Raw genomic sequence first — 23432 nt, forward strand, 5'->3', positions numbered from 1 at the left:
GGTGGCGGCATAATCGCGGCGGAAATCCACTTAACGAAACGCCCGAAACTGTTCAGACAAACCGAACCACCTCTGTTCATGCTGCCGGAATCTCTGCCAAAAGAAAAACGCACAAAACTAAACCTGGATTTTGTCGCCCGTGCATATGTAGAAATCTTATCCGACCGGCACTTTCTTACTCCGGCTCTCGCATTGGCAGTGACCTTTATATTTCTATTCGCATATATAGGCGGCTCGGCTTTCGCTTATCAGGAAGCATATGGGCTTTCAGCATCAAGCTTTGGTCTTGTTTTCGGTGGAACTGGCTTTGCCGTGCTTTTAGGGGCAATGTTAAGTGCAAAACTGGTCTCCCGCATTGCTGTTGAACGATTGGCTTTGATAGGGTCTTTTGCCATTTTATGTGGCGCTATCATCGCGTGCTTTTCTGCGATCACCTTTGTCAAACTGCCGGGAATTGTTGTCGGCATGTTTATTTCGCTTGCGGGGCTGGGCATTGCGGAAACAACGTTGATGTCAATTGCTTTGGCGACACGCAAACGCGCTTTAGGATCAAGCGCTGCCGTTCTTGGTGCTGTACCATTGATGCTTGGTGCCGCTGCCACGCCATTGGCAGCATATCTTGCAGTTCTCAACCCACTGGCATGGCTTGGTAGCCTTGCAATCATGGCATTTGTTGGCACTTATCTATCTTGGCGAACGATGAAACTGACACAAAGAAGCAATTGAACCAATAATATTAAAAAGTAGAGTGGAAATCTATTAAGTATTAATCAGAATACGCATTCTGGTATTAAAGTGCCATCCTTTTAAATCACGATATGAATATCACTGTTTAGTTTCTGTAGACACTCTGTTTTTCGGGATAAAAAAAACGTTATGATCGAATATCAAACTTAAGCTGTATAAATATCTCTAATGAACCAAATTGTTTAAACGGGATCAAATGCTACAATCCATCATCCTTAAAGTCATTGCGTTCCCCTTGCTGCTTGGCGTAATTATTGCGCTTGCATCATACCGATTTGAGCGACAGAAAAATCTGGTTCTCGCTTTTCTCGCTCCGTTGTTTGCTTGTATTATCATACTTGTTTTAGATGGTTTTCCAGCATTTCCACCGGTTAGGGCTGCGCATAAATTTCCATATATACTTTTTGCTGGAAGTTTATTTTTTGCATTCTTCGCATGGCGTTCTCCGCGTTTAAATATCATTTATTCAAGCCTTGCTTTTGTATTGATGATTGTTCTGCCAATCTGGTGGATGGGTAAATCAATCTTAGTGAATAACGGTCAAAAAGCGACCGTCGTCATGATCCTGGTTCTGCTAACCGTAGCTGGTGCTGTGCTGTACAGATATTTTGCTGTGGCTAAGGCCAAGCCTCTGCCTAACGTTCTTCCACAAGCTCTGTTCGCCACGTCAATTGCTGGTGCTTTGATTGCTATAATGGGTGGATATATGGGCATGTTGATGTTCAATACCGCACTTGCTGTTATGTTTGGTGGCTATCTGTTCATTTCATATGTGCGCTATCTCAGAGGCGATGCACAAGCTTTTGCACTTAATGGGCAAGGCGCACTGGCAATGAGCTGGGTCGCTTTTATTGGCGTGCTCGTTACTGGCATTCTTGCTCCCAAAGCCTCAGGTTTGGCACTCGTTCTGGCTGTTTTTACCCTTGCAGCCGTACCATTGGCTTATATTTACGCGCCTGTTGCTGCTCGTATTCCTTATATGCTTCGACCACTCCTTTTAGGAGTAATAGTGGCCGTCCCTGCACTTGCAGGTATTCTCGTTGCTGGCATGCAATTTGCTGGCTAATATTTTCAATCAAAAAAGGAAAACCAAATGAAATTTCTTGCGACAACCGCAACTGTACTCGGGCTGTTAATGGCCGGAAATGCCCTTGCCGCAGACGCTTATGATATTGATCCTACTCATGCATGGGTTAGCTTCAAGACCAATCACAATGGTTGGGCTAATGCGCATGGCACATTCAAAGATGTATCCGGTGCAATTTCATTTGATAAAGATAATGTTGAGAATAGCTCGATCGATCTGAAAATTCAGGCAGCAAGCATCGACACCAATCACGAGCAGCGTGATACGCATTTGAAAAGCCCTGATTTTCTAAATGCTGAAGAATTCCCTGAAATTACCTATAAGAGCACGAAAATCGAAAAGACCGGAGATAAGACTGCTAAAGTTACCGGAGATCTTTCGATTGCAGGAAACAGCAAGCCTGTAACCCTTGAAGTGGTCTGGAATGAGGAATCCGGTTTGCCTTGGGATGCAAGCAAGATTAAGACCGGTTTTTCAGCAACCGGAGAGTTCGACGCAACGGAATTCAGCATTCCAAAACTCGCTGAATCCGGTCTTGGACCTAATTTCAAGCTCGATATTGATGTTGAAGCTTTGAAGAAGTAATTCTTCCTAACGACTATTGAACATTGTGGTGCTCCTGGCTTTAATCGGAGCGCCACAGCAATTTATTTCTGCTGCTTCCTTCTTGATAACGGCCGACATTCCTTCAGATAAAATGGCCGACAGCATTGCTTGTAGAGCTGAACCGAAAAGGCCATTCGTCAATTCAGCAGGCAAGATATCGGGGCAAATGCGTGCGACTGCATGTATAATAGTTTCGGGCGTCTTTGCAGCACTGAGTGCGGTCTCAAGCTCTGAAGCTTTTGGGTCGTTCAACGGCATGAGTTGATCGGCAGGGTTTCTGCGGACGAGATAGGCAAGCCAGGATGCCAGCGAAAACACAAAAGGATGGGTTGATCCGCCCGCTGCAATTGTCTCCAATGCGGGTGCCGTTATTCTCTGGGGAAGCTTTTGGGTGCCATCCATTGCGATCTGTGCTGTAGAGTGAGCTATTTCCGGATTGGAAAATCGTTCACACAAGGCAGATGCATAATCGTCGAGATCAATAGCCAATCCTTCAACTGTGGCCGCAGCCGCCGCAAGATGACGACGGACAAGAGCCGCATGATCAGTATCCGCCATAACGTCACGCACCAATATTTTGCCTGACAATTGTCCACTGTAAGCCAGCATGGAATGCGTGCCATTCAGCATACGAAGTTTCATGCGTTCATAAGGGGTAACGTCATCGACGAACAGAGCGCCTGCACATTCCCACTCCGGTCGTCCAGCACAGAATTGATCCTCGATTACCCACTGAGTGAATGGTTCGGTTTCAACTGCAGCCTGATCCTCCAGCCCTGTCAGTTCTGCAGCAAGTTTGATCGTCGCGGCACTTGATGCCGGAGTGATGCGATCCACCATGGATGATGGAAAGCTGATATTGCTTTCTATCCAGCTGGATAGCTGTTCACCATGAGTTTCCTGCGCGAAACTCAGCGCTGTGTTTCGCAGTTTCTGGCCATTATGAGATAAGTTATCGCAACTCAGCACAGTGAATGGCGACAAGCCCAACACCATTCTACGGGCGAGAGCTGCGACAATCAAACCGATCACTCCAGTGGGTGATTCAGGATTTGCAAGATCGGCAGCGACTGCGGGATGGTTGCGATCAAGCTGACCGTCACTGGTGATACCATAGCCTTTTTCCGTCACACTCAGACTAACGATGCGACAGTCGGGTGACAGCATGGCATCCAATGCGTCGCGGATGACATCAGGCCCGGCCAATACTCGATCAAGCGCACCGATCACACGCGCCTGTGTAGACGAGCCGCGTGTAATCATCGTGTAATAACCATTCTGCGGGTTCAAACTGTCAGCAACCACAGTTCCACGCAATGACACGCCGACTATACGCCAGTCACCACCCGTTTGTGCAAGAACAGTATCAGTATAAGCCAGAAGATGAGCACGCGCAAAATTGCCAAGCCCTAGATGGACGATGCCAACTCCATGGTTTTCCGGTCTATATCCGGGCCAAATGGCTGCTGTTCCATTACTCGCCGATGCTGAAAGTCTTTTCATCCTGCAACTCTGACCTCTGGATGCGATAGCGCAGTCATGATCCCGCGCAGCTCTGCCAAGCCTTTCAGTCGTCCAATGGAAGGATAACCGGGCTGCGCCTGTCTGTTCAAATCATCGAGAATATCCTGACCATGATCAGGCCGCATTGGAATTTGCCAGTCTTTACGGCCTGTGGCTTTACGGCGGTTTTCTTCAGCGAGAATAGCTGCAATCATGGCAACCATATCGGTGTGACCTTCCAGATGAGCCGCCTCGTGAAAAGATCCGCCAAGATGCGGTTCTTCAAGCGCGACATTGCGCAAATGCAGGAAATGTACCCGATCACCCAAATGTTTCATCATTCCCGGCAGATCATTATCGGCGCGAGTTCCCAGTGATCCGGTACAAAGCGTAATGCCATTTGCCGGAATATTCACCGCGTCCATCACGGCCTTATAATCGGCCTCAGTCGACATGACGCGCGGTAAACCCAGTAGCGGAAAAGGAGGGTCATCCGGGTGGCAACATAACCGCACGCCGAGTTCTTCTGCCAGCGGAGTTACCTCGGCTAGAAAATCAATAAGATGCCCGCGCAGGCGCTCAGGCGATATATGGTCATAATGTGCAAGGTGAGCTTTCACGTCCTCCATCGACATGCGTTCGGCAGCACCAGGTAAGCCAAATACAACATTGCCCGAAAGCTCCAGACGTCGGGCGTCAGACATAGCTGCAAAACGCTTATGTGCCGCTTCAAGAACTTCGGAACTGTAATCATCGGATGCGCCTTCGCGCTGCAAAAGAAACAGATCAAAAGCCGCAAAATCGATGGCATCATAACGCATGCAGGTAGCGCCGTTTGGCAAGCGATAAGCCAAATCGGTGCGTGTCCAATCCAGGATCGGCATAAAATTATAGCATATGACCTCAATACCTGCGTCATGCAGATTTCGCATTGAGGTTTTCCAATTCGCGATATGCGTTTTCCAGTCACCCGTCTGGCGTTTGATATCCTCGGAAACCGGGAGGCTTTCAACAACTTCCCATTTAAGACCGGAGGCATCTCCGTTCTTCATCTGAGCGATGTCTGCTTTTCGCTTTTCTATTTCCGCAGGCTGCCAAACCGCGCCAGTTGCTACATGGTGCAGGGCTGTTACAACACCTTCCACACCCGCCTGTAGCATGTCATCAATGGATACCAGGTCCTTGGGGCCGAACCAGCGCCAGGTCTGTCTCATATTGTCGTCTCTCTATTGTCAGTGCCTTGCGGATGCATCGGCAAAAGTGATTTGAACCTTGACCGATTGCGATCGATCAGTAGCCGCATGAAATGCGGAAAGCGCCTCATTTACAGGAAGTGTGGCCGTGATGATCGGGCGCGGATCGATTGCGTGCGATCCGATCAGACGTACTGCTTCGGCGAATTCAGTATCGAAACGCTGCGACCCGATGAATTGAATTTCCTTACCAACCATCACATTCAACGGTATGGTGGTTGGCCCGGCAACTCCCACTTGCACCATTGTGCCGAGTGGCCGAAGACACGAAATCGCATCATTGATTGCAGGTGCTGCAGCCGAGCATTCAAATACCAGATCAATCTTTCCTTTGCCCTCTTTCCATCGCTCAAGACCAGAAGGATCGGTCATAATGTTGACGGTATGATCGGCGCCCATTCTTGCAGCAATCGCCAGTGTTGCGTCCTGAATATCTGTCACGATAATCTCGGAAGCGCCCCGCATTCGCGCAACGGCCACACAAAGCGCTCCAATCGGCCCCGCTCCTGTCACCAGCACGACTTTGCCAGACAAGCTGCCGGCAATTGCTTCGCCACGATTGGCTGCATGCAAACACACTGCCAGCGGTTCCGAACAGGCCGCAGCACCCGGGTCAATGTCATCAGGCACTGCAAAGCATTGATCCGCAGCAATCACCATTTTGTCACGAAACATACCCTGCTGATGTGGAAGGTACATTGCTGAACCTTTAAAACGCATCGCATTGCAATGGCGCGGCAGGTTTTGCTGGCAAAAACTGCAATTCCCGCAAGGCTGGGATGGGTTCATGGCAACAAGCTGGCCGATGGCGAGGTTTGTTACACCCTCGCCAAGTGCTTCGACATATCCCGATGCCTCATGCCCGAGGATGATTGGTTCACGAACACGAATTGTTCCAATTCCACCCTCCTGCCAGTAATGCAGGTCAGAGCCGCAAATACCGCCAGCCTGAACACCGACCATGACTTCGCCGGGGCCTGGTGCTTCGAAAGCCCTGTTTTCTATTCTCAGATCATCTTGCGCATGAAGGCAAACGACACGTGTTACCAATTGTTCTGTCATCATAACCTCAAGGCATCAAAGTGTTTGGCAACCACGTCGCCAGAGGCGGGAAATAGCTGACCATCAGAAGAACAATAATATTGGTGATGATATAGGGAATGATTGCCTTGATCACCGGTGACAGAGGCAGTCGCGCTATATTGGACGCGACAAACAAACAGACGCCAACCGGGGGAGTCGTCAGACCGATCATCAGGTTCAAAACTGCAAAACAGGCAAAATGTATCGGATCAATACCGACCGCGAGAGCCAAAGCCTGCAAGGGCACAAACAGAATGATCAATGCAGCAATTGTTTCCATGAACATGCCAACAAACAAAAGCAGAATATTGATCAACAGGATGACAAGAAACTTGTTGTCTGTAATGGAGAGAACTGCGTTCGCAAGTGTTTGCGGAATGCGCTCTGCGACCAGAATCCAACCAAAGACATTGGCAGTACCAACCAGTACCAGAATGCCAGCCGAACTGATTGCACTGTCGATGATAATCTTGGGGATCCGGCTTACCGGTAATTCCCGATAGATAAACAGACCGACAAGCGCTGCATAAAGACATGCCACAACAGCTGTTTCTGTCGGTGTGGTAACGCCAATCAGCAAGCCGCCGACGATCAAGGCAGTCATTGCAATAGCCCAGATCGCACCTGTGAACGATGTGAGCAGCTCTTTAATGCCCTTCCAGTCTTCGCGCGGGAAGCTTTTTTTCTTTGCAATGAAATAGGTTGTAACCATCATCGCAAAGCCCATCAGCAAGCCGGGCATTGCGCCAGCCAGAAATAGTTTTCCAACCGAAAGACCGGAAAGAGAACCGACAATAATCATGGGAACGCTTGGTGGGATCATCGGGCCGACGGTCGATGAAGCAGCGGTGACGGCAGCGGAGAAATCTGCGGGATATCCCACTTTTTTCATGCCGGGGATCATCATGCCGCCAACTGATGCCACATCCGCGACCGCAGTTCCGGAAATGCCACCAAAGAGCATGGAGGCTGCGATATTGGCTTGTGCCAAGCCGCCGCGCATCCAGCCAACCAAAGCATTGGCGAAGCGAATGATCCGCTCGGTAATGCCGCCGGAATTCATCAGGTTTCCGGCCAGAATGAAACCCGGAATACACAGCAATACGAAACTGTCCATCCCGGCATACATTTTCTGGGGAATGACAACCAGCGGGATATCGGCAAACAACAGATATGCCATTGAGGACAGACCCAATGTCACAGCTACGGGCAAGCCAATGGCTAGGCCCAGCACAAAGGTGCCAAGAAGAAGGGTCAGACCCATCAGTTTTCCTCCGAATTGGGGATGGGGCGCCCGTCATGGCGACCTGTCAGCATCTCGATGATACGCATCAGCGCCCAAATGGTCAGCGCAACGATGAGAATAAGCTGCGATGCGTGGATGAAATCCATACGCCAGCCAAGAGAAGGCGCCGTTTGACGGCTGCCGATGGTGGTGTAGTCCCATGCGGCGGGCAAAAGAACGACTGCAAATACCACTGTCAGGATTGCGCTGACCAGTCGTAAGAGCCAGGGCATACGTCCGGGCAAGCTTTCACATAAGAGGTCAACATTGACCATATCTCCGCTGCGCAAGGAAAGACCTGCGCCGAGTGCTCCGATATAGAGCAGGCAGAACCTTGTCAGTTCTTCCGTCCAGACTGGAGCTGTACTCAAAAATGTGCGGGCGTAAACCTGCAGCAAAACAGATCCCATAAGCACAAGAAATGTTGCGAGTATCAGAAGGCGACACACGCCCTCCAATCCTTTGAATGTTTTTGTCATGGTGTCCTCGACAGGCTGGCTGCCGGATTAAATCCGGCAGAGCCTTTATCTCAGTCGTTGAAAACCTGCTCGGCCAAAGGTCGGATTTCCTGCGGCACAGATGCAATGACTGCGTCTTTTGCCTTGTTCGCAAATGCCGTCTGGTCCACTTCCACGAATTTCACACCATGGGCTTCAAGATCAGCAACCAGCGCTTTTTCGTCAGCTGTAAACAATTCACGTTCATAAGCTTGCGTGATTTTAGCTGCTTCCTTCAAAGCAGCCTGATCTGCTTCCGACAATTTGTCCCAGCTGCGTTCAGATATCGTCAAGTAAATCCACGAACGAACATGTTCAGTCTTGTTAACGACCTTTTGCACTTCATAAAAGCCACCCGACTTGAAGAGAGCGAGCGGATTTTCCTGCCCTTCGATAGTGCCGTTCTGAAGCGAGGTGAACACTTCCGAGAAAGCCATTGGGGTTGGGTTGGCACCAAGCGCCTGCCATGCAGCCACGAAAATTGGAACATTCGGTACGCGAACCTTGAAGCCTTTCAGATCTTCCGGCTTTGTTATCTCACGATTGGCCGAAAGGTTGCGAGGCCCGCGCGCGAAGTAAGTCAGGGGGCGGATACCCGCCTTTTCAATGATCTCGGCTTCGATCTGCTGGCCAATTTCACCCGATGCAACCTTGTCCATATGTTCAAGCGATTTGTATCCATATGGCAAAGCCAACAAGGCAGCTTTCGGCGCCCAGTTTTGCAGGCTCTCGCCAGTGATTGTCATGTCGGCAGTACCAAGCTGCATCCCGTTGATGACGTCGATTTCCTTACCGAGCGATTCATTCGGATAGACTTCAACCGCTACACGCCCTTCGGTGCGGGCCTTAACTTCGTCGGCAAATTTCAACGCTGCTTTGTGCCAGATATTTTCTTCATTGGCGAGGTGGCCAAGTTTAAGCGTAACCTCCTGTGCCAGCGATGTACCGCCCATCAATGCGAATAAGGCACAGGTTGCTGCTATGTGTTTAAGGTTCTGAAACTTCATTCTTTCCTCCTCTTGAATGCATTCAATGCCGTTTGTCCGGCGCTATAGAAAATACTCCGGCCTCTCCTGCTCGATGACGGGAAGATCGATCAGAATCCCTTGCAGGTGCTGCCGCATAAATTGTTCAGCCCGCGCAGCATCTCCCGTTGCAATGGCTTCAACAACGTCACGATGCTGGGCAATCAGGCGGGCAACCGGAAAATGCATACTTGAAAGAAAACGCACCCGATCCATCTGCGCTTTCATCTCAACCACAACGCGCCAGGCTTTCCCTTTGTCAGCTCCTTCAGCCATGGTGCGGTGAAATATTTCGTCAGCATCCATGAAATCCCGAGCTGAACCGCCAATGAGTTCTTCCTGACGAACGAGTTGCATCCGCAGCTCTCTCACAAGCGCCTCGTCCGGTGCCCGGGCCAGAAGCTTGACAATGTCGGCTTCAACAGCTTCGCGCACAAAACGCGCATCCATGACAGCCTGAAGTGAGATTTTCGCGACAAAGGTTCCCCGCTGCGGACGAACTTCAAGCAGACCCTCATTGGCCAGCGTAATAAACGCCTCGCGAACAGGCTGGCGGCTGACACCATATTGTTGCGCCACTTCAGCCTCGGAAATCCGCGTACCGGGCGATAATGCATTATCAATGATGGCCGCCCGCAATGCAGCATATAGCTGATCCACCACACTGACGTGCTTTGGGCGCAACAATGAGCTTTGCATGATTTCCTCCTCAATTTTCATTATACCATACTACCATACCAGTCAATACAGAGATATGTTCAATTGACCGGTGCCATTGCTCTACGCCGGTTGAAAAGAAACGGATAGGTTCGGCACAAATTGCACCGGTAGTAAGTAAAGATTTTCTGAAATGGGAAAAGTGGCGCCGTTACACCACACTTAATGTCATGGTGGCAATTGCAACACTTCGTATCAATTTTCTCAGCTGCCAGAAACCACTTTGTTCCTGCAATTTCTAATTTTTCCGCTGATCAGAGCCCAGTGCGTTGCAAAAACGTTATCGCTGGATGAAAAGTAATGTTGCTCAAAGTTGCCTGAGTTTCACCGAATGGCTTTAACACTTATGAGCTTCATACCATGTGGCAGCGCTTCACATCATGGTTGTTACATTTTGCGCTGCGGTTAATAAAGTAAATATCAAGGGTCTTGGTCGCTATTTTAAAATAAGACAAATAAGATGTATGCAACGGCGCTTTTCAATAACGCCGTTGCTTGTTTATTATATAAAGACTATTCGAAATCTTCTGGCAAAAGATCTTTCGGGAAATTCTGATAGGAAACAGGGCGCAGGAAGCGACGGATCGACATGGTGCCTACGCTGGTTGCTCCAAAGTTTGTCGAGGCCGGGTATGGTCCGCCATGAACCATTGAGTCAACCACTTCAACACCAGTTGGAAAACCGTTGACGAGAACGCGGCCTGCCTTGCGTTCCAGAACGGGCAGAAGCTTTTGTGCCTCACCAATATCGCCAGCATCCATGTGGATGGTAGCAGTCAGCTGACCTTCAAAGCCGCGTGCAAGCTTTTCCATTTCATCAACAGAACCGACGCGCACAACCAGACCGAGAGGCCCGAATACTTCCTCACCCAGAGCATGATCGGAAAGGAAACGCTCGCCTGTTGTTTCAAAAAGGTTTGGTGAAGCCTGACGGCCTTTTGACTGAGTTTCATAAAGTGGCTTGACGGCATTGCGTGTATCAAAACGCTCTTTACCCTCATGATATGCCTGCGCAATACCGTCCGTCAGCATGGTTTGCGGAGCGACCTTCTTGAGACCTTCAACGGTCGCTGCTGTAAATCGGTCAGCATCTGCTCCGTCGAGCACAACAGCGATGCCAGGATTGGTGCAGAACTGGCCTGCACCCATGGTCAGCGAACCAGCCCAGCCTTGTCCTAGTGTTTCGGCGCGTGCCTTCATTGCTTCTGGCAACATAAACATTGGATTGACTGAACCAAGTTCACCAAAGAATGGAATTGGCTCAGGACGTGCCGCACAAAGATCGAACAGTGCACGACCTCCCGCAAGCGAACCTGTAAAGCCTACAGCTTTGATATAGGGGTTCTGAACCAGTGCATGACCGACATCACGGCGACCTCCCTGGATAAGCGAGAACACGCCCGGATGGATACCGGTCTTTTTGATCGCAGCTTCAATAGCCTGTGCTACGATTTCACCCGTTCCCGGATGTGCTGAATGGCCTTTTACAACCACGGGGCAACCCGCAGCAAGGGCGGCTGCGGTATCGCCGCCAGCGGTTGAAAATGCCATCGGGAAGTTTGATGCGCCAAAAACCGCTACAGGTCCGATTGGACGCTGAACCAGACGGATTTCAGGGCGTGGTGCCGGCTGGCGATCAGGTAGCGCTGCATCAAAGCGGCGATCAAGATAGTCACCTTTTTCAATATGATCAGCAAACAATCGCAGTTGGCCGGTGGTGCGCCCGGTTTCACCTTGAAGACGGGCTTCTGGCAAACCGGTTTCCTGCGAGCCGATCACCACAATATCAGCAATGCGCGATTCAATTTCGTCAGCAATTGTGCGCAGGAATGTAGCTCGCTCTGCGCGCGTTGAATAGCCATAAGACCAGAAAGCATCTTCTGCTGCTTCGCAGGCCTGTTTCACCAGGTCGACTGTACCGACTGCAAACGAGTGGGCTGGCCCGGTCGCTGGTGAAGATTCAAAAGTGCCAGCTCCATCGAGCCATTCACCAGCAACAAGGTGTTTTCCTTTAGGTATAAAGGCCATTCGTTCATCCTCCTGTAGAAATCGATGTGCAATTTAGGCCGTGTTTGGCTGCATCTAAATTGCATTTGCCTAATGATTGTATATCCTGAATCTTTGTATACAGTGTGTGCGCAGATATCAATTGTTTGTGGGCTCTTCCCGCCGGGCAAAGTTATGAAAGATGCATGATGAGCGAAACTACCATACTGAGCATTTCCAAGCTTCACGAACGCGTAGAGGCCATTTTTCGTAAGGCAGGTTTAAATGCCATACAAGCCGGGGCCGTTGCTCGTGTGATTGTTGCGGGCGAACGTGATCACTGCAAATCTCATGGCATATATCGTATTGAAGGTGCGCTTCGCACAGTCAAGGCGGGGAAGGTCAAAGCAGACGCAATTCCTGAAATTGTAAATGATGAAGCCTCCGGTATTGTGCGGGTTAATGCAAATTACGGTTTTGCGAATCCCGCTTTTGAATTAGGTGTACCAGTTCTTGCCGAGCGTGCACGTAAAAATGGTATCGCAGCGCTTGTTATCAATGACTGCACGCATTTTTCAGCACTCTGGCCGGAAGTTGAAGAGCTAACGAATGAAGGGCTGGCTGCCATTGTCATGTGTCCAAGCTATGCAACAGTAGCGCCTACCGGTGGAAACAAGCCGTTGCTTGGCACCAATCCTTTTGCTTTTGGCTGGCCGCGCAAGGACACTCCGCCTTACGTCTTTGATTTTGCGACCTCTGTTGCAGCACGAGGCGAGATAGAATTGCATCGCCGCGCTGGTAAGCAATTACCGGAAGGCTGGGCTATTGATGCAGACGGTAACCCAACGACCGACCCGGAAATTGCACTTGCGGGTGCCATGTTACCGTTTGGTGGGCATAAGGGATCAGCAATCAGCACAATGGTTGAATTGCTGGCTGCTATTATGATTGGCGATCTGACCAGCCCGGAAGTGCTGGATTTTCTGGGTACGACGACATTGTCACCAGTTCATGGTGAACTCATAATTGCATTTTCACCGGAAGCTTTTGCAAAAGGGCGCTCTGGCGATCCGTTCGTCCGTGCGGAAAACTTCTTCGAGGCAATTGTTGGTCAGGGCGCACGTTTGCCATCACAGCGCCGTTTCAAGGCGCGTGCGGAATCGGAAATTGAAGGCGTGCGACTTACAAAAGCAGAAATTGACCAGCTCGATTATCTATTAGAGAAGGGTCTGGACGCAATTCATTAAATAGACTTTGAAATCCAGGGTCCTGACCCCTGATACACTGCGTTTCTTTATGGCAGTGTATCAATTTTGCGGACCTCCTCTTCCAGGAGGAGGTTTTGCGCTTTATTGACTAAAGGATGAGCTGAGCCGGCAACTGTTCAGTTTCAGGAGGACAGCGGAGTTTTGCAGCAGAAGCGTGATCATCCAAATCAGTAATGAGACGTTATTCAGCCTGCGCTTCAAGCGCTTCCATATCGTCATCTGAAAGACCGAAATGGTGGCCGATTTCATGGATTAATATATGAGTGATGACGTCGCCGAGAGTTTCTTCATTCTCAGACCAATAATCCAGAATTGCGCGCCGGAAAAGTGTGATACGGTTTGGGCTTTCGGCATTTTGCAAACTAAATCGTTCACCAATGCCGGCACCTTCAAATAGACCCAGAAGATCAAAAGGCGTTTCCAGACCCATATCTTCGACGATCTGCTCTTCGGGAAAGTCCGAAATCTGGATAATGATGTCGCCGCAAAGCGCACGAAATTCCTGCGGAAGATGCGCAAGCGCTTCGATCGCTATCGATTCCACTTCATCAAGCGAGGGCGAAAGACGTCCCGCCCAGTCACCGCTTTGATCTTCTCGGGCCATTTCAGCCAACCGTGTCCTATTCAATGGTTCAGGCCACCGCGCATAGGTCAAAAGTGCACAACGCCATTTCCATTATGCCCAGGGACGCTGTTGAACGTTCTTGGCCTCAAATGTATCGATGTTTGTCACTTTTTCCATTGTCAGGCCAATGTCATCCAGGCCATTGAGCAGGCAGTGGCGTTTGAAATCATCCAGATCAAATGCAATCGAGCCACCATCGGGACCGTGAATTTCTTTTGTTTCAAGATCGATAGTCAAGGTGGCGTTGGCACCACGTGATGCATCGTCCATCAGCTTGTCGAGATCTTCCTGACTGACCTTGATCGGCAGGATGCCATTCTTGAAGCAGTTATTGTAGAAGATATCAGCGAAAGATGTCGAGATCACGCAGCGGATACCGAAATCGAGGAGCGCCCATGGTGCATGCTCCCGCGAGGAGCCGCATCCGAAATTATCACCTGCAACAAGGATCTGCGCATTGCGATAGCCGGGTTTGTTAAGCACGAAATCCGGATTTTCAGTTCCGTCTTCATTAAAGCGCATTTCGGCAAAAAGCCCCTTGCTCAAACCTGTACGCTTGATCGTCTTTAGATAATCTTTCGGGATAATCATATCCGTATCGATATTGACGATTGGCAGGGGGGCGGCGACGCCCGTGAGCTTGGTGAACTTGTCCATGTTCCTGACCTGTCGGTTGGGTATTGTAAATTGACAGTCTGATTTACATCAGCATAGCACAGAGTCAATCTTTGAGGCGGAAAGTGCCCAATAGGTCGCAACCCTGTTGCTTTCATGTCTGAGCATATAATGCTTCTTTGAAGTGCTTGCACAAGGCTGCCGTTCGGTGCACAAATCGGGTATGAAAACCATTGCTCGTTCCCGCCGCTCCGTCTTGTTTGTACCTGCATCTAATCCTCGTGCACTTGAAAAGTCGCTGGTGCTTGAAGCGGACTGCATCATTTATGATCTGGAAGATTCTGTCGCGCCAGAGAGTAAAAATGCGGCGCGTGAAGCACTGGTCGCGCATTTTGGTGCACATCCGCAGGTTGGCTTCGAACGTATCGTGCGTGTCAATGCACATGATACGCTATGGGGTAATGCCGATATGATTGCGGCAGCATCGGCTGGTGCAGACGCGATTTTATTGCCCAAGGTTGAGCGGCCGCAGGATGTTATTGATGCAGCCAGCCTGCTTGATCGTCATGATGCGGATCCTGCAATGCGTATATGGGCGATGATCGAAACGCCACGCGGTATTCTTAATGCGGATGAAATTGCAATTCTGGGGCATCGGTCTGCGGCGCGTCTTGGCTGTTTTGTGGTGGGGCCAAACGATATCGCTCTTGCAACAGGGGTGCGCAGCCAGGCGGGACGACCTTATCTGGTTCCGTGGCTGATGCAGATATTGCTGGCTGCACGTGCTGGCGGCATTGATATTCTGGATGGCGTTTATAATAATTTTCGCGATAGCATTGGTTTCGAGGCTGAATGTCAGCAGGGGGCCGCAATGGGTTTTGACGGGAAAACACTCATTCATCCCTCACAAATTGAAACGGCCAATCGTGCTTTTTCGCCATCTGATAAAGATGTGGCTTATGCCCGTGCGGTGGTTGCTGTATTTGAACAGCCGGAGAATGCAGATAAAGGCGTTGTTTCTCTGGAAGGCCAGATGGTTGAGCGTTTGCATCTTGAAATGGCCAAGCGTGTTCTTGCTAAAATAAAGTCGTAATTGCTGGAAGGACGAAAATTTATGAAGCTGTATCGTTTTATCACCGGACCGGACGATTCCGCATTCTGCCATCGGGTCACAGCAGCATTGAACAAGGGTTGGCAGCTTCATGGTTCGCCAACCTATGCATTTAATGCGGCAACTGGCACTATGCATTGTGGACAGCCGGTTATCAAGGAAGTTGAAGGCGTTGAATATACGCCGGATATCAAGCTGGGCGAATATTGAGAAGATAAAAAAGGCCGGTTTCCCGGCCTTTCTTTTAGGGTCGGGACCCTAATTTAATCCACGTTTTTCAATCATTGCATCCGGGGTCGGCATTTTGCCGCGAAAGGCTTTGTAAAGCTCTTCCGGATCGCGGCTGCCGCCGGCCGAATAAATATATTGTTTGAGCTTTGCAGCCAATTCCGGGTTGAAGGCATCACCAGTTTCTTCAAAGGCCGAGAATGCATCTGCATCGAGCACTTCCGACCACATGTAGGAATAATAACCGGCGGAATAGCCGTCACCGGAGAAGACATGGGTGAAGTGTGGTGTGCGGTGGCGCATGATGATTGCATCAGGCATCGACAATTTTTCGAGCGTTGCTGTTTCAAAAGCCAAAGGGTCAGTGATTTTTTCTGTACCGGTATGAAATGCCATATCAACAAGTGCAGATGAGGTGAACTCGACCGTATTGAAGCCTGCATTGAATGAGCGTGCGGCCAATAGCTTGTTGAGCAATGCCTTTGGCATTGCTTCTCCGCTGCGATAATGCACGGCATATTTTTCGAGCACGCTCGGCACGGTCAGCCAATGTTCATAAAGCTGCGATGGTAATTCGACAAAATCACGTGAAACGGCGGTGCAGGAAATAGCTGGCCATGTCACTTCTGACAAAAGTCCATGCAATGCATGGCCGAATTCGTGAAACAGCGTGCGGGCATCATCAAGCGAAAGAAGCGCAGGCTCTCCCGCCTTTGGTTTTGCAAAATTCATGACATTATAGATGATCGGATTTTGCCCCTCATCAAGCTTGTGGCTTGATTGCAATGCACTCATCCATGCGCCGGAACGCTTGGATGTACGGGAAAAATAGTCACCAAGAAAAAGGCCGCGTTCACTGCCATCGGCGTTCAGAACCTGAAAGACCCGAACGTCCGGGTGCCATGTGGCAATGTCTTTTTTCTCTTTAAAACGAATTCCGAAAAGACGGGTTGCGACATCGAAGCTTGCTTCAATGATTTTTTCAAGTTGCAGATAAGGCTTCAATTCCGCCTCGTCAAAAGCGAAACGTTCGGCGCGAAGCTTTTCGGCATAAAAACGCCAGTCCCAAGGCGCGACCTTGTGATTGTGACCATTGGCAGCGATAAGACGTTGGAGTTCAGCCTCTTCTTCACCAGCCTTCGCACGTGCCTTGACCCATACCGGCTCAAGCAGATCCATAACCGCTTTTGGCGTCTTGGCCATAGTGTCGTCAAGCTTGTAGGCAGCGAAATTAGCATAACCGAGCAGTTGCGCTTTGCGTTCCCGCAACTCCAGCATCTCACGTACAATTTCGCGATTATCGGTTTCGCCGCCATTTTCACCGCGTTGGCTCCATGCTTTGAAAGCCTGTTCACGCAATGCTCTGTTTTCCGAGAATGTCAGGAATGGTTCGACGATTGATCGCGATAATGTAACCGCCCATGCGTCTGGCTGGCCGCGCTCGGCGGCGGCACTCTGCATGGAATTTTTCAGAAAATCCGGAAGGCCTGCAAGGTCGGCATCATTGGTAATGAATAACACCCAGCTTGATTCATCCTTCAAAACATTTTGCCCAAAACGTGCACCAAGGCCAGCAAGCTTTTCATTAATGTCGGCGAGTTCTTTTTTTCCAGTTTCGTCAAGTCTGGCGCCAGAACGGACAAAGCCTTTCCATGTCTTTTCCAGTACACGTTTTGTTTGTGTATCCAGCCCGAGATGGTCGCGCTTCTCATAAAGCGTATCAACACGTGCAAACAGCTTCGGGTTCATCATAATATGCGAATAATGACGCGACATTTTTGGTGCGATTTCCCGCTCCAGTGCCTGAATGCTATTGTTGGTGTGAGCGCCGGCACGCAGCCAGAAAATTGAAGAAATACGGTTAAGTGGCTTGCCGGAAAGCTGCAAGGCTTTGAGTGTGTTATCTATAGTTGGCGCGGCCGGGTCATTGATGATCGCTTCTATTTCGGCGAGGTTTGAAACAAGGGCCATATCAAAAGCACCAGCGAAATCTTCATCGCTGAAGGCTGTAAAATCCGGTAGGCCAAGTGGTCCGTTCCATTCGGTAAGCGCATGATTATAAGCTTGTTTTACGGACATGATTAACTCCGGATAAAATGAATTCTATAGATATGAGACTTAGGATTTTGCAGCGAATGAGACAAGGGTGTAACCGGATTATGAAAAACCTTTCATGATTGGGGGCAGGGGTTGACTTTCGGGGCAACCCGGCGCAAATCAGCTGTGCAGCCGCATTTCTTAAGCTGCATTTCAACCGGAGTATTATTCTCTTATGCCAAGCGACAGTCACAGTCGATTGTTTCAGCCGTCAAGGCAGTTCGTGATCTGATCGCTTGCGGTCGGCTTGCACGATCAGCCTTGGACGGCGGATCGACAGAAAGGCAAGCCCATGACCGACAACAACTTCACTGAAGTTCTCAATGTTGCCGACCTCTCTGCTGCTGCAATTGCCAGCCGCATTGCTGATGTCCGTACTGGTGACGCAGTAGAAATCGTCAATGAACTGGATGCTGATGACGCAATTGCCGTTATTGCCCAGCTTTCACACGAAGATGCTATCCGCCTGCTCGATCAGCCGGAACTTGAACGTGCGACCGATATTCTGGCAGCTTTGCCACCTAATACTGCCAGCCAGTTATTGGATGGCATGTCTGCTGACCGTGCAACCGATGTGTTTCACGAGCTCGATGATGCTGATCGCGCACGCCTGTTTCCAATTCTTGCGCCAGAGACAAAAGCTGCGCTCAAGAAGCTGATGGGTTATGCGCCGAATACGGCTGGCAGTCTGATGACGATTGAGTTCATCACTGTTCCTTCAGACTGGAAGGTCGGGCAGACGCTTGACCATATTCGCCAGGTCGAGCGTACGCGTGAGACTGTTTATGCAATCTATGTGGTTGATCCAAAGACCCGGGTTCTGCTTGGCGTTGTCAGTCTTCGTCGTCTGATTGTTCGCGAATTGGATGAACCTATCCTTTCGCTTGCGCGTGATGATGATCCGATTACGATTTCGCCGCTTGAAGATCGGGAACATGTTGCGCGCCTTTTCCGCAAGCACGATCTACTGGCCGTTCCTGTCGTTGATGACAGCCGCCACATCATCGGCATTGTTACTGTCGATGATGTGCTGGATGCCATGACCGAAGAAGCCAGTGAAGACGCCTATCGCTTTGGTGGTATGGAGGCGCTCGACAAGCCCTATATGCGCATCGGTTTTGGCGAGATGCTAAAAAAACGCGGTGGCTGGCTTGGAATTCTTTTTCTGGGAGAAATGCTCACGGCAAGTGCCATGCAGTATTTCGAGATGGAGCTGGAAAAAGCGCTCGTTCTGACACTTTTCATTCCGCTCATCATGTCGTCGGGCGGCAATTCCGGCTCGCAGGCAACATCACTGATCATCCGTGCGCTGGCTTTGCAGGAAGTCAAATTGAAAGATTGGTGGCGGGTTGCTGTTCGTGAAGTTCCAACCGGTCTGGCGCTGGGTGCATTTCTCGGCCTGATCGGTATTGTCCGTATTGTGATTTGGCAGATGCTGGGTATTTACGACTATGGCGAACACTGGATTCTCGTTGCCGCAACGATTGGTATGGCGCTGGTCTGTATTGTGACATTTGGTTCGGTAACGGGTTCTATGCTGCCATTTGTTCTTAAAAGAATGGGTTTTGATCCGGCGAGCGCGTCTGCACCCTTTGTTGCCACATTGGTGGATGTGACAGGTCTGGTGATTTATTTCAGTGTAGCGCTTGTTATATTGTCGGGTACATTGTTGTAAAATGTCTCAATCTATTCGGCAAAACTGTCATAATTGCAGTGTAAATAAACGCGCAATTCTGGATTTTCTGCGTTAATTGAGGGGCAGTTTCGCGCTGCCCCTTTCTAAAACGCAAAAAAACCTGTAAGAGCGGCCCATTGATTTTCCGTGCATCCCATTCTGGCGCGGCTCCAAACCCATAAAAGAAGTGATCTCCATATGGAATTGCGTAATATCGCTATTATCGCACACGTCGATCATGGCAAAACAACACTGGTCGATGAACTCCTGAAACAGTCCGGCTCGTTCCGTGACAATCAGCGCGTTGCAGAACGCATGATGGACTCAAACGACATCGAAAGAGAACGCGGCATTACCATTCTTGCCAAGGCCACTTCTGTGGTCTGGAAGAATACCCGCATCAACATTGTCGATACGCCTGGTCATGCCGATTTCGGCGGTGAAGTCGAGCGTATTCTTTCGATGGTTGACGGTGCTATTGTTCTCGTTGACGCTGCTGAAGGTCCGATGCCTCAGACGAAATTCGTCGTTGGCAAGGCGCTGAAAGTTGGCCTGCGTCCGATCGTTGCGATCAACAAGATTGACCGCCCGGATGGCCGTCATGAAGAAGTCATCAACGAAGTCTTCGACCTTTTCGCCAATCTCGATGCAACCGATGAACAGCTCGATTTCCCGATCCTTTACGGTTCAGGCCGTAATGGCTGGATGGCCCTTGGCCCTGATGGCCCAAAGGATGAAGGTCTGGCACCTTTGTTTGATCTGGTGCTCAAACATGTGCCTGCGCCCAAGGTTGCTGAAGGTCCGTTCCGCATGATCGGTACGATCCTTGAAGCCGATCCTTTTCTGGGTCGCATCATTACTGGCCGTATTCACTCAGGTTCAATCAAGCCCAATCAGGCGGTGAAGGTTCTTGATCAGGAAGGAAAACTTCTTGAAAATGGCCGTATCTCGAAGATTCTCGCTTTTCGCGGTATCGAGCGTCAGCCGATTGAAGAAGCCCATGCAGGCGACATTGTTGCGATTGCAGGCCTTTCCAAAGGTACGGTCGCAGATACGTTCTGCGATCCTTCTGTGACTGCACCATTGGAAGCGCAGCCGATTGATCCGCCAACTGTAACCATGTCGTTCATTGTCAATGACAGTCCGCTGGCAGGAACAGAAGGCGACAAGGTAACAAGCCGTGTTATCCGTGATCGCTTGTTGAAAGAAGCTGAAGGCAGTGTTGCGCTCAAAATTGAAGAATCTGGTGAAAAGGATTCCTTCTTTGTTTCCGGGCGTGGCGAATTGCAGCTTGCCGTTCTGATTGAAAACATGCGTCGTGAAGGCTTTGAACTTGGTGTTTCGCGTCCGCGCGTCGTCATGAAGGAAGGCGAAAACGGCGAAATGCTGGAACCGGTGGAAGAAGTCGTCATCGATGTCGATGAAGAATATTCCGGTACGGTCGTTCAGAAGATGTCCGAGCGCAAGGCTGAAATGGTCGAATTGCGCCCTTCAGGTGGAAGCCGCGTTCGTATGGTGTTCTATGCACCAACCCGTGGTCTTATCGGTTATCAGTCGGAACTTCTGACCGATACACGCGGTACGGCGATCATGAACCGTCTGTTCCATGATTATCAGCCCTTTAAGGGTGAGATTGCTGGTCGCAACAACGGTGTTCTGATTTCCAACGATCAGGGTGAAGCGGTTGCTTACGCATTGTTCAACCTTGAAGATCGCGGCCCGATGATCATCGATGCCGGTGTCAAGGTTTATCAGGGCATGCTGATCGGCATTCACTCGCGCGATAACGATCTGGAAGTGAACGTGCTGAAAGGCAAGAAGCTCACCAATATTCGTGCTGCGGGTAAGGATGAAGCTGTGAAGCTGACGCCGCCGATCCGTATGACGCTGGAACGCGCTCTGTCATGGATTCAGGACGACGAATTGGTCGAAGTAACGCCAAAATCGATCCGTTTGCGCAAGCTCTATCTTGATCCAAATGAGCGTAAGCGTTTTGAAAAAAGTGGCAGATCGGGCGTTGCCTGATCGGTAATATATTATCAAATTGAGATGGCGCCTTCGGGCGCCATCTCTGTATTATTAAGTAAAAATCATATCTTCGTAAGAAGAGTTTATATTAGTTTTCTGTAATATTTGCACAATATTTTTATTTATTGATTTGTTTAGAGTTTTGCTGTTCATTTGTCTGTGTAATTTATATTATAATTTATAGTTGTAGGAGTTGCGAAAGATGTGTCTAGCTTGCAATCCTGGAATGATGGCTGTTTTCCAGCACACGACTTCACGACGTGATTTTTTGAAATATATGGGTGGAGCTGCGGCTTCCGCTTTTGCAGCAACGGCAGTCCAACCGGCCTTTGCTATGGGAAATTCGGTAGCGGTTAATACGCCAGCCGATATAATTTTTCATAAAGGAACGGTCCTGACGCTTGACGATGAAAATCCGCGTGCGGAGGCAATTGCTGTGCGTGGAAACCGTATTATAGCGGTCGGCTCTTTGGAACATGTTGAGAAATTTCGGGGAAAGACCACGCAGCTTGTCGAACTGGAAGGCAGAACATTGATGCCGGGTCTGATTGATCCGCACATGCATTCGGTTTTTGTTGTGATGGATGACTGGATTGATGTCGGCCCTATTATCACGCCGACATTTGATGATGTGTGGTCCAAGCTGCGTAGCAATATCGATAAGGCCAAAGAAGGCGAATGGGTTCGCGCCAAGCAGTTTGATCCAAGCATCACGAAAGGTGCTCATATTCCGACATTGGCGGAACTTGATGCGCTCGCACCCAATAACCCTTTTTTCATGATGGAAAATAACGGTCATATTGCCTATGCGAATAGCAAGGCATTCGCACTGGCTGGCATCACGGATGCGACCCCCAATCCGGCTGAGGCACGTTATGGCAAAGCCAGTGATGGCAAGCTGAGCGGGCGTCTGGAAGAGTCACCTGCATTTAATGCATTTATTGAAAAAATGCCTCTGCCAACGGCTTCTGAAGTTGCAACAAATATCCGGCATATGCTGGATAATGCTGCCTCAGTCGGGTGCACAACATTGCATGATTGCGGCGTAGGCATGATGGCTCCGGCGCAACATCTGGCCTTACTTGATGAGGTCATGGCGCAGAATCCACCGGTCCGCTATCGCGGCATGCTGGTATCAACTGCCATGGACCAATGGGAGAAGATGAATATCAAGCCGGGCCGTGGCAATGATCTTTATCGGTATGATGGTATCAAGGCCTGGGCAGATGGTTCCAATCAGGCGCGTACAGGTTATCAGCGCGAAAACTATCTTGGTACTGATGCGCGTGGTGCGATGAATTACACGCCCGAGCAACTGACGGCTGCTATTCGTCGCGCCCATCAAGGTGGATGGCAGGTCGGGGTTCATACAAATGGTGATGCGGCAATCGACGTTGTCATTGCAGCATATGAGAGCGTGCTGAAAGAGACGCCACGTGATGATCATCGCCACCGCATTGAACATTGCAGTGTTTTTCACCTTGAGCAAATGCAAAAAATGAAAGAGCTGGGCTTGCAGCCGACATTTCTCATTGGGCATGTCCGCTGGTGGGGTAAAGCGTTCCGCGATGAAATTCTTGGGCCTGATCGGGCAAAATTCTATGATCCCTGTGCGACTGCATTGGCTCAAGGGTTGCGTATTTCCTTCCACTCTGACTGGAATGTGACGCCGATTGAACCATTGCGCTATGTTGAAGATGCGGTTGCACGTATCATGAATGACGGGGGCGATGTGTTTTTTCCCGATGAACGTATTCCGGTTGAAGCAGCCCTTCGTGGTGTGACAATTGATGCTGCCTATCATTGCAGAATGGACGATCTCGTGGGTAGTCTGGAGGAGGGCAAATGCGCAGATTTCGCCATTCTCGAAGAGGATCCAACACAAGTCGAGCCGACCAGGATCAGTAAAATCAAGGTTAGTGAAACCTGGATGGATGGTCAGAAACGCTATAGTGCTTGATCGGAGACAAAAACGGCGGCAAATACGCCGCCATTT

General features: G+C 49.8%; 20 protein-coding genes. 9 read left to right on the top strand and 11 right to left on the bottom strand.

Annotation, left to right across the window (positions count from 1 at the left end):
• The 3 genes from FHY56_RS16020 to FHY56_RS16030 form a co-directional block, all read left to right on the top strand.
• On the top strand, nt 1-726 hold a 726-nt coding region (locus tag FHY56_RS16020; protein ID WP_168927619.1), incomplete at its 5' end, for a multidrug effflux MFS transporter.
• A gap of 217 nt (nt 727-943) precedes the next feature.
• A complete protein-coding gene (locus tag FHY56_RS16025) occupies nt 944-1813 on the top strand; it encodes a hypothetical protein (RefSeq protein WP_140906156.1) in 870 nt (289 codons plus the stop codon).
• A gap of 27 nt (nt 1814-1840) precedes the next feature.
• On the top strand, nt 1841-2419 hold the full coding sequence (locus FHY56_RS16030) for a YceI family protein (RefSeq protein ID WP_140906157.1): 579 nt from the start codon (nt 1841-1843) through the stop codon (nt 2417-2419).
• Between the two features lie 6 nt (nt 2420-2425).
• On the opposite strand, the gene FHY56_RS16035 is transcribed toward FHY56_RS16030, so the two are convergent.
• The 8 genes from FHY56_RS16035 to FHY56_RS16070 all read right to left on the bottom strand — a co-directional run bounded on the left by FHY56_RS16035 (nt 2426) and on the right by FHY56_RS16070 (nt 11831).
• Nucleotides 2426-3943: a mannitol dehydrogenase family protein gene (locus FHY56_RS16035; protein WP_140906158.1), complete on the bottom strand. Its 1518-nt coding sequence runs from the start codon at nt 3941-3943 to the stop codon at nt 2426-2428.
• Complete coding sequence (uxuA, locus tag FHY56_RS16040) at nt 3940-5157, bottom strand: mannonate dehydratase (RefSeq protein ID WP_140906159.1); 1218 nt, start codon at nt 5155-5157, stop codon at nt 3940-3942. Before uxuA ends, FHY56_RS16035 begins: the two co-directional genes overlap by 4 nt.
• A gap of 18 nt (nt 5158-5175) precedes the next feature.
• Nucleotides 5176-6258 (bottom strand): L-idonate 5-dehydrogenase, encoded by a 1083-nt coding sequence (locus tag FHY56_RS16045; RefSeq protein WP_140906160.1) that lies wholly within the window; start codon nt 6256-6258, stop codon nt 5176-5178.
• Between the two features lie 7 nt (nt 6259-6265).
• Nucleotides 6266-7543, bottom strand: coding sequence for a TRAP transporter large permease (locus FHY56_RS16050; RefSeq protein WP_140906161.1), 1278 nt, complete (start codon nt 7541-7543; stop codon nt 6266-6268).
• Nucleotides 7543-8043 (bottom strand): TRAP transporter small permease, encoded by a 501-nt coding sequence (locus FHY56_RS16055; protein ID WP_140906162.1) that lies wholly within the window; start codon nt 8041-8043, stop codon nt 7543-7545. Before FHY56_RS16055 ends, FHY56_RS16050 begins: the two co-directional genes overlap by 1 nt.
• Before the next feature lie 50 nt (nt 8044-8093).
• The gene (locus tag FHY56_RS16060; protein ID WP_140906163.1) at nt 8094-9068 is read right to left on the bottom strand and encodes a TRAP transporter substrate-binding protein; all 975 of its coding nucleotides are present in this window, start codon (nt 9066-9068) and stop codon (nt 8094-8096) included.
• A 42-nt stretch (nt 9069-9110) separates the two neighbouring features.
• On the bottom strand, nt 9111-9785 hold the full coding sequence (locus FHY56_RS16065; RefSeq protein WP_140906164.1) for a GntR family transcriptional regulator: 675 nt from the start codon (nt 9783-9785) through the stop codon (nt 9111-9113).
• A gap of 531 nt (nt 9786-10316) precedes the next feature.
• Nucleotides 10317-11831: an aldehyde dehydrogenase (NADP(+)) gene (locus FHY56_RS16070; protein WP_140906165.1), complete on the bottom strand. Its 1515-nt coding sequence runs from the start codon at nt 11829-11831 to the stop codon at nt 10317-10319.
• Nucleotides 11832-11998: 167 nt separating this feature from the next.
• Between FHY56_RS16070 and FHY56_RS16075 the strand changes: the two genes are divergently transcribed.
• A complete protein-coding gene (locus tag FHY56_RS16075; protein WP_140906194.1) occupies nt 11999-13036 on the top strand; it encodes an Ldh family oxidoreductase in 1038 nt (345 codons plus the stop codon).
• Nucleotides 13037-13238: 202 nt separating this feature from the next.
• On the opposite strand, the gene FHY56_RS16080 is transcribed toward FHY56_RS16075, so the two are convergent.
• Both FHY56_RS16080 and leuD read right to left on the bottom strand, forming a co-directional pair.
• Nucleotides 13239-13661 (bottom strand): metallopeptidase family protein, encoded by a 423-nt coding sequence (locus FHY56_RS16080; protein WP_140906166.1) that lies wholly within the window; start codon nt 13659-13661, stop codon nt 13239-13241.
• 72 nt (nt 13662-13733) lie between these two features.
• A complete protein-coding gene (gene leuD / locus FHY56_RS16085; RefSeq protein ID WP_140906167.1) occupies nt 13734-14339 on the bottom strand; it encodes a 3-isopropylmalate dehydratase small subunit in 606 nt (201 codons plus the stop codon).
• 181 nt (nt 14340-14520) lie between these two features.
• Here leuD and FHY56_RS16090 point away from each other — a divergent pair, with 181 nt between their 5' ends.
• A complete protein-coding gene (locus FHY56_RS16090) occupies nt 14521-15390 on the top strand; it encodes an HpcH/HpaI aldolase/citrate lyase family protein (RefSeq protein ID WP_140906168.1) in 870 nt (289 codons plus the stop codon).
• 21 nt (nt 15391-15411) lie between these two features.
• Nucleotides 15412-15618, top strand: coding sequence for a DUF1737 domain-containing protein (locus FHY56_RS16095; RefSeq protein ID WP_140906169.1), 207 nt, complete (start codon nt 15412-15414; stop codon nt 15616-15618).
• 48 nt (nt 15619-15666) lie between these two features.
• Here FHY56_RS16095 and FHY56_RS16100 read toward each other — a convergent pair whose 3' ends face one another.
• Nucleotides 15667-17715 (bottom strand): M3 family metallopeptidase, encoded by a 2049-nt coding sequence (locus tag FHY56_RS16100; protein WP_140906170.1) that lies wholly within the window; start codon nt 17713-17715, stop codon nt 15667-15669.
• Nucleotides 17716-18025: 310 nt separating this feature from the next.
• Here FHY56_RS16100 and mgtE point away from each other — a divergent pair, with 310 nt between their 5' ends.
• From mgtE to FHY56_RS16120, 3 genes are all read left to right on the top strand, one after another.
• The gene (gene mgtE, locus FHY56_RS16110) at nt 18026-19408 is read left to right on the top strand and encodes a magnesium transporter (RefSeq protein ID WP_140906172.1); all 1383 of its coding nucleotides are present in this window, start codon (nt 18026-18028) and stop codon (nt 19406-19408) included.
• Between the two features lie 198 nt (nt 19409-19606).
• Complete coding sequence (typA, locus tag FHY56_RS16115) at nt 19607-21433, top strand: translational GTPase TypA (RefSeq protein ID WP_140906173.1); 1827 nt, start codon at nt 19607-19609, stop codon at nt 21431-21433.
• 205 nt (nt 21434-21638) lie between these two features.
• Nucleotides 21639-23396, top strand: coding sequence for an amidohydrolase (locus FHY56_RS16120; protein WP_140906174.1), 1758 nt, complete (start codon nt 21639-21641; stop codon nt 23394-23396).
• Nucleotides 23397-23432 lie beyond the last annotated feature (36 nt).

This window comes from Brucella gallinifaecis (assembly GCF_006476605.1).
In the GTDB taxonomy this organism is placed as follows: domain Bacteria; phylum Pseudomonadota; class Alphaproteobacteria; order Rhizobiales; family Rhizobiaceae; genus Brucella; species Brucella gallinifaecis.

Bases quoted from the DNA above. Each gene is read 5' to 3' on its own strand.
- FHY56_RS16025 (WP_140906156.1), top strand. From the start codon at position 944: ATGCTACAATCCATCATCCTTAAAGTCATTGCGTTCCCCTTGCTGCTT.
- FHY56_RS16030 (WP_140906157.1), top strand. From the start codon at position 1,841: ATGAAATTTCTTGCGACAACCGCAACTGTACTCGGGCTGTTAATGGCC.
- FHY56_RS16035 (WP_140906158.1), bottom strand. From the start codon at position 3,943: ATGAAAAGACTTTCAGCATCGGCGAGTAATGGAACAGCAGCCATTTGG.
- uxuA (WP_140906159.1), bottom strand. From the start codon at position 5,157: ATGAGACAGACCTGGCGCTGGTTCGGCCCCAAGGACCTGGTATCCATT.
- FHY56_RS16045 (WP_140906160.1), bottom strand. From the start codon at position 6,258: ATGACAGAACAATTGGTAACACGTGTCGTTTGCCTTCATGCGCAAGAT.
- FHY56_RS16050 (WP_140906161.1), bottom strand. From the start codon at position 7,543: ATGGGTCTGACCCTTCTTCTTGGCACCTTTGTGCTGGGCCTAGCCATT.
- FHY56_RS16055 (WP_140906162.1), bottom strand. From the start codon at position 8,043: ATGACAAAAACATTCAAAGGATTGGAGGGCGTGTGTCGCCTTCTGATA.
- FHY56_RS16060 (WP_140906163.1), bottom strand. From the start codon at position 9,068: ATGAAGTTTCAGAACCTTAAACACATAGCAGCAACCTGTGCCTTATTC.
- FHY56_RS16065 (WP_140906164.1), bottom strand. From the start codon at position 9,785: ATGCAAAGCTCATTGTTGCGCCCAAAGCACGTCAGTGTGGTGGATCAG.
- FHY56_RS16070 (WP_140906165.1), bottom strand. From the start codon at position 11,831: ATGGCCTTTATACCTAAAGGAAAACACCTTGTTGCTGGTGAATGGCTC.
- FHY56_RS16075 (WP_140906194.1), top strand. From the start codon at position 11,999: ATGAGCGAAACTACCATACTGAGCATTTCCAAGCTTCACGAACGCGTA.
- FHY56_RS16080 (WP_140906166.1), bottom strand. From the start codon at position 13,661: ATGGCCCGAGAAGATCAAAGCGGTGACTGGGCGGGACGTCTTTCGCCC.
- leuD (WP_140906167.1), bottom strand. From the start codon at position 14,339: ATGGACAAGTTCACCAAGCTCACGGGCGTCGCCGCCCCCCTGCCAATC.
- FHY56_RS16090 (WP_140906168.1), top strand. From the start codon at position 14,521: ATGAAAACCATTGCTCGTTCCCGCCGCTCCGTCTTGTTTGTACCTGCA.
- FHY56_RS16095 (WP_140906169.1), top strand. From the start codon at position 15,412: ATGAAGCTGTATCGTTTTATCACCGGACCGGACGATTCCGCATTCTGC.
- FHY56_RS16100 (WP_140906170.1), bottom strand. From the start codon at position 17,715: ATGTCCGTAAAACAAGCTTATAATCATGCGCTTACCGAATGGAACGGA.
- mgtE (WP_140906172.1), top strand. From the start codon at position 18,026: ATGACCGACAACAACTTCACTGAAGTTCTCAATGTTGCCGACCTCTCT.
- typA (WP_140906173.1), top strand. From the start codon at position 19,607: ATGGAATTGCGTAATATCGCTATTATCGCACACGTCGATCATGGCAAA.
- FHY56_RS16120 (WP_140906174.1), top strand. From the start codon at position 21,639: ATGTGTCTAGCTTGCAATCCTGGAATGATGGCTGTTTTCCAGCACACG.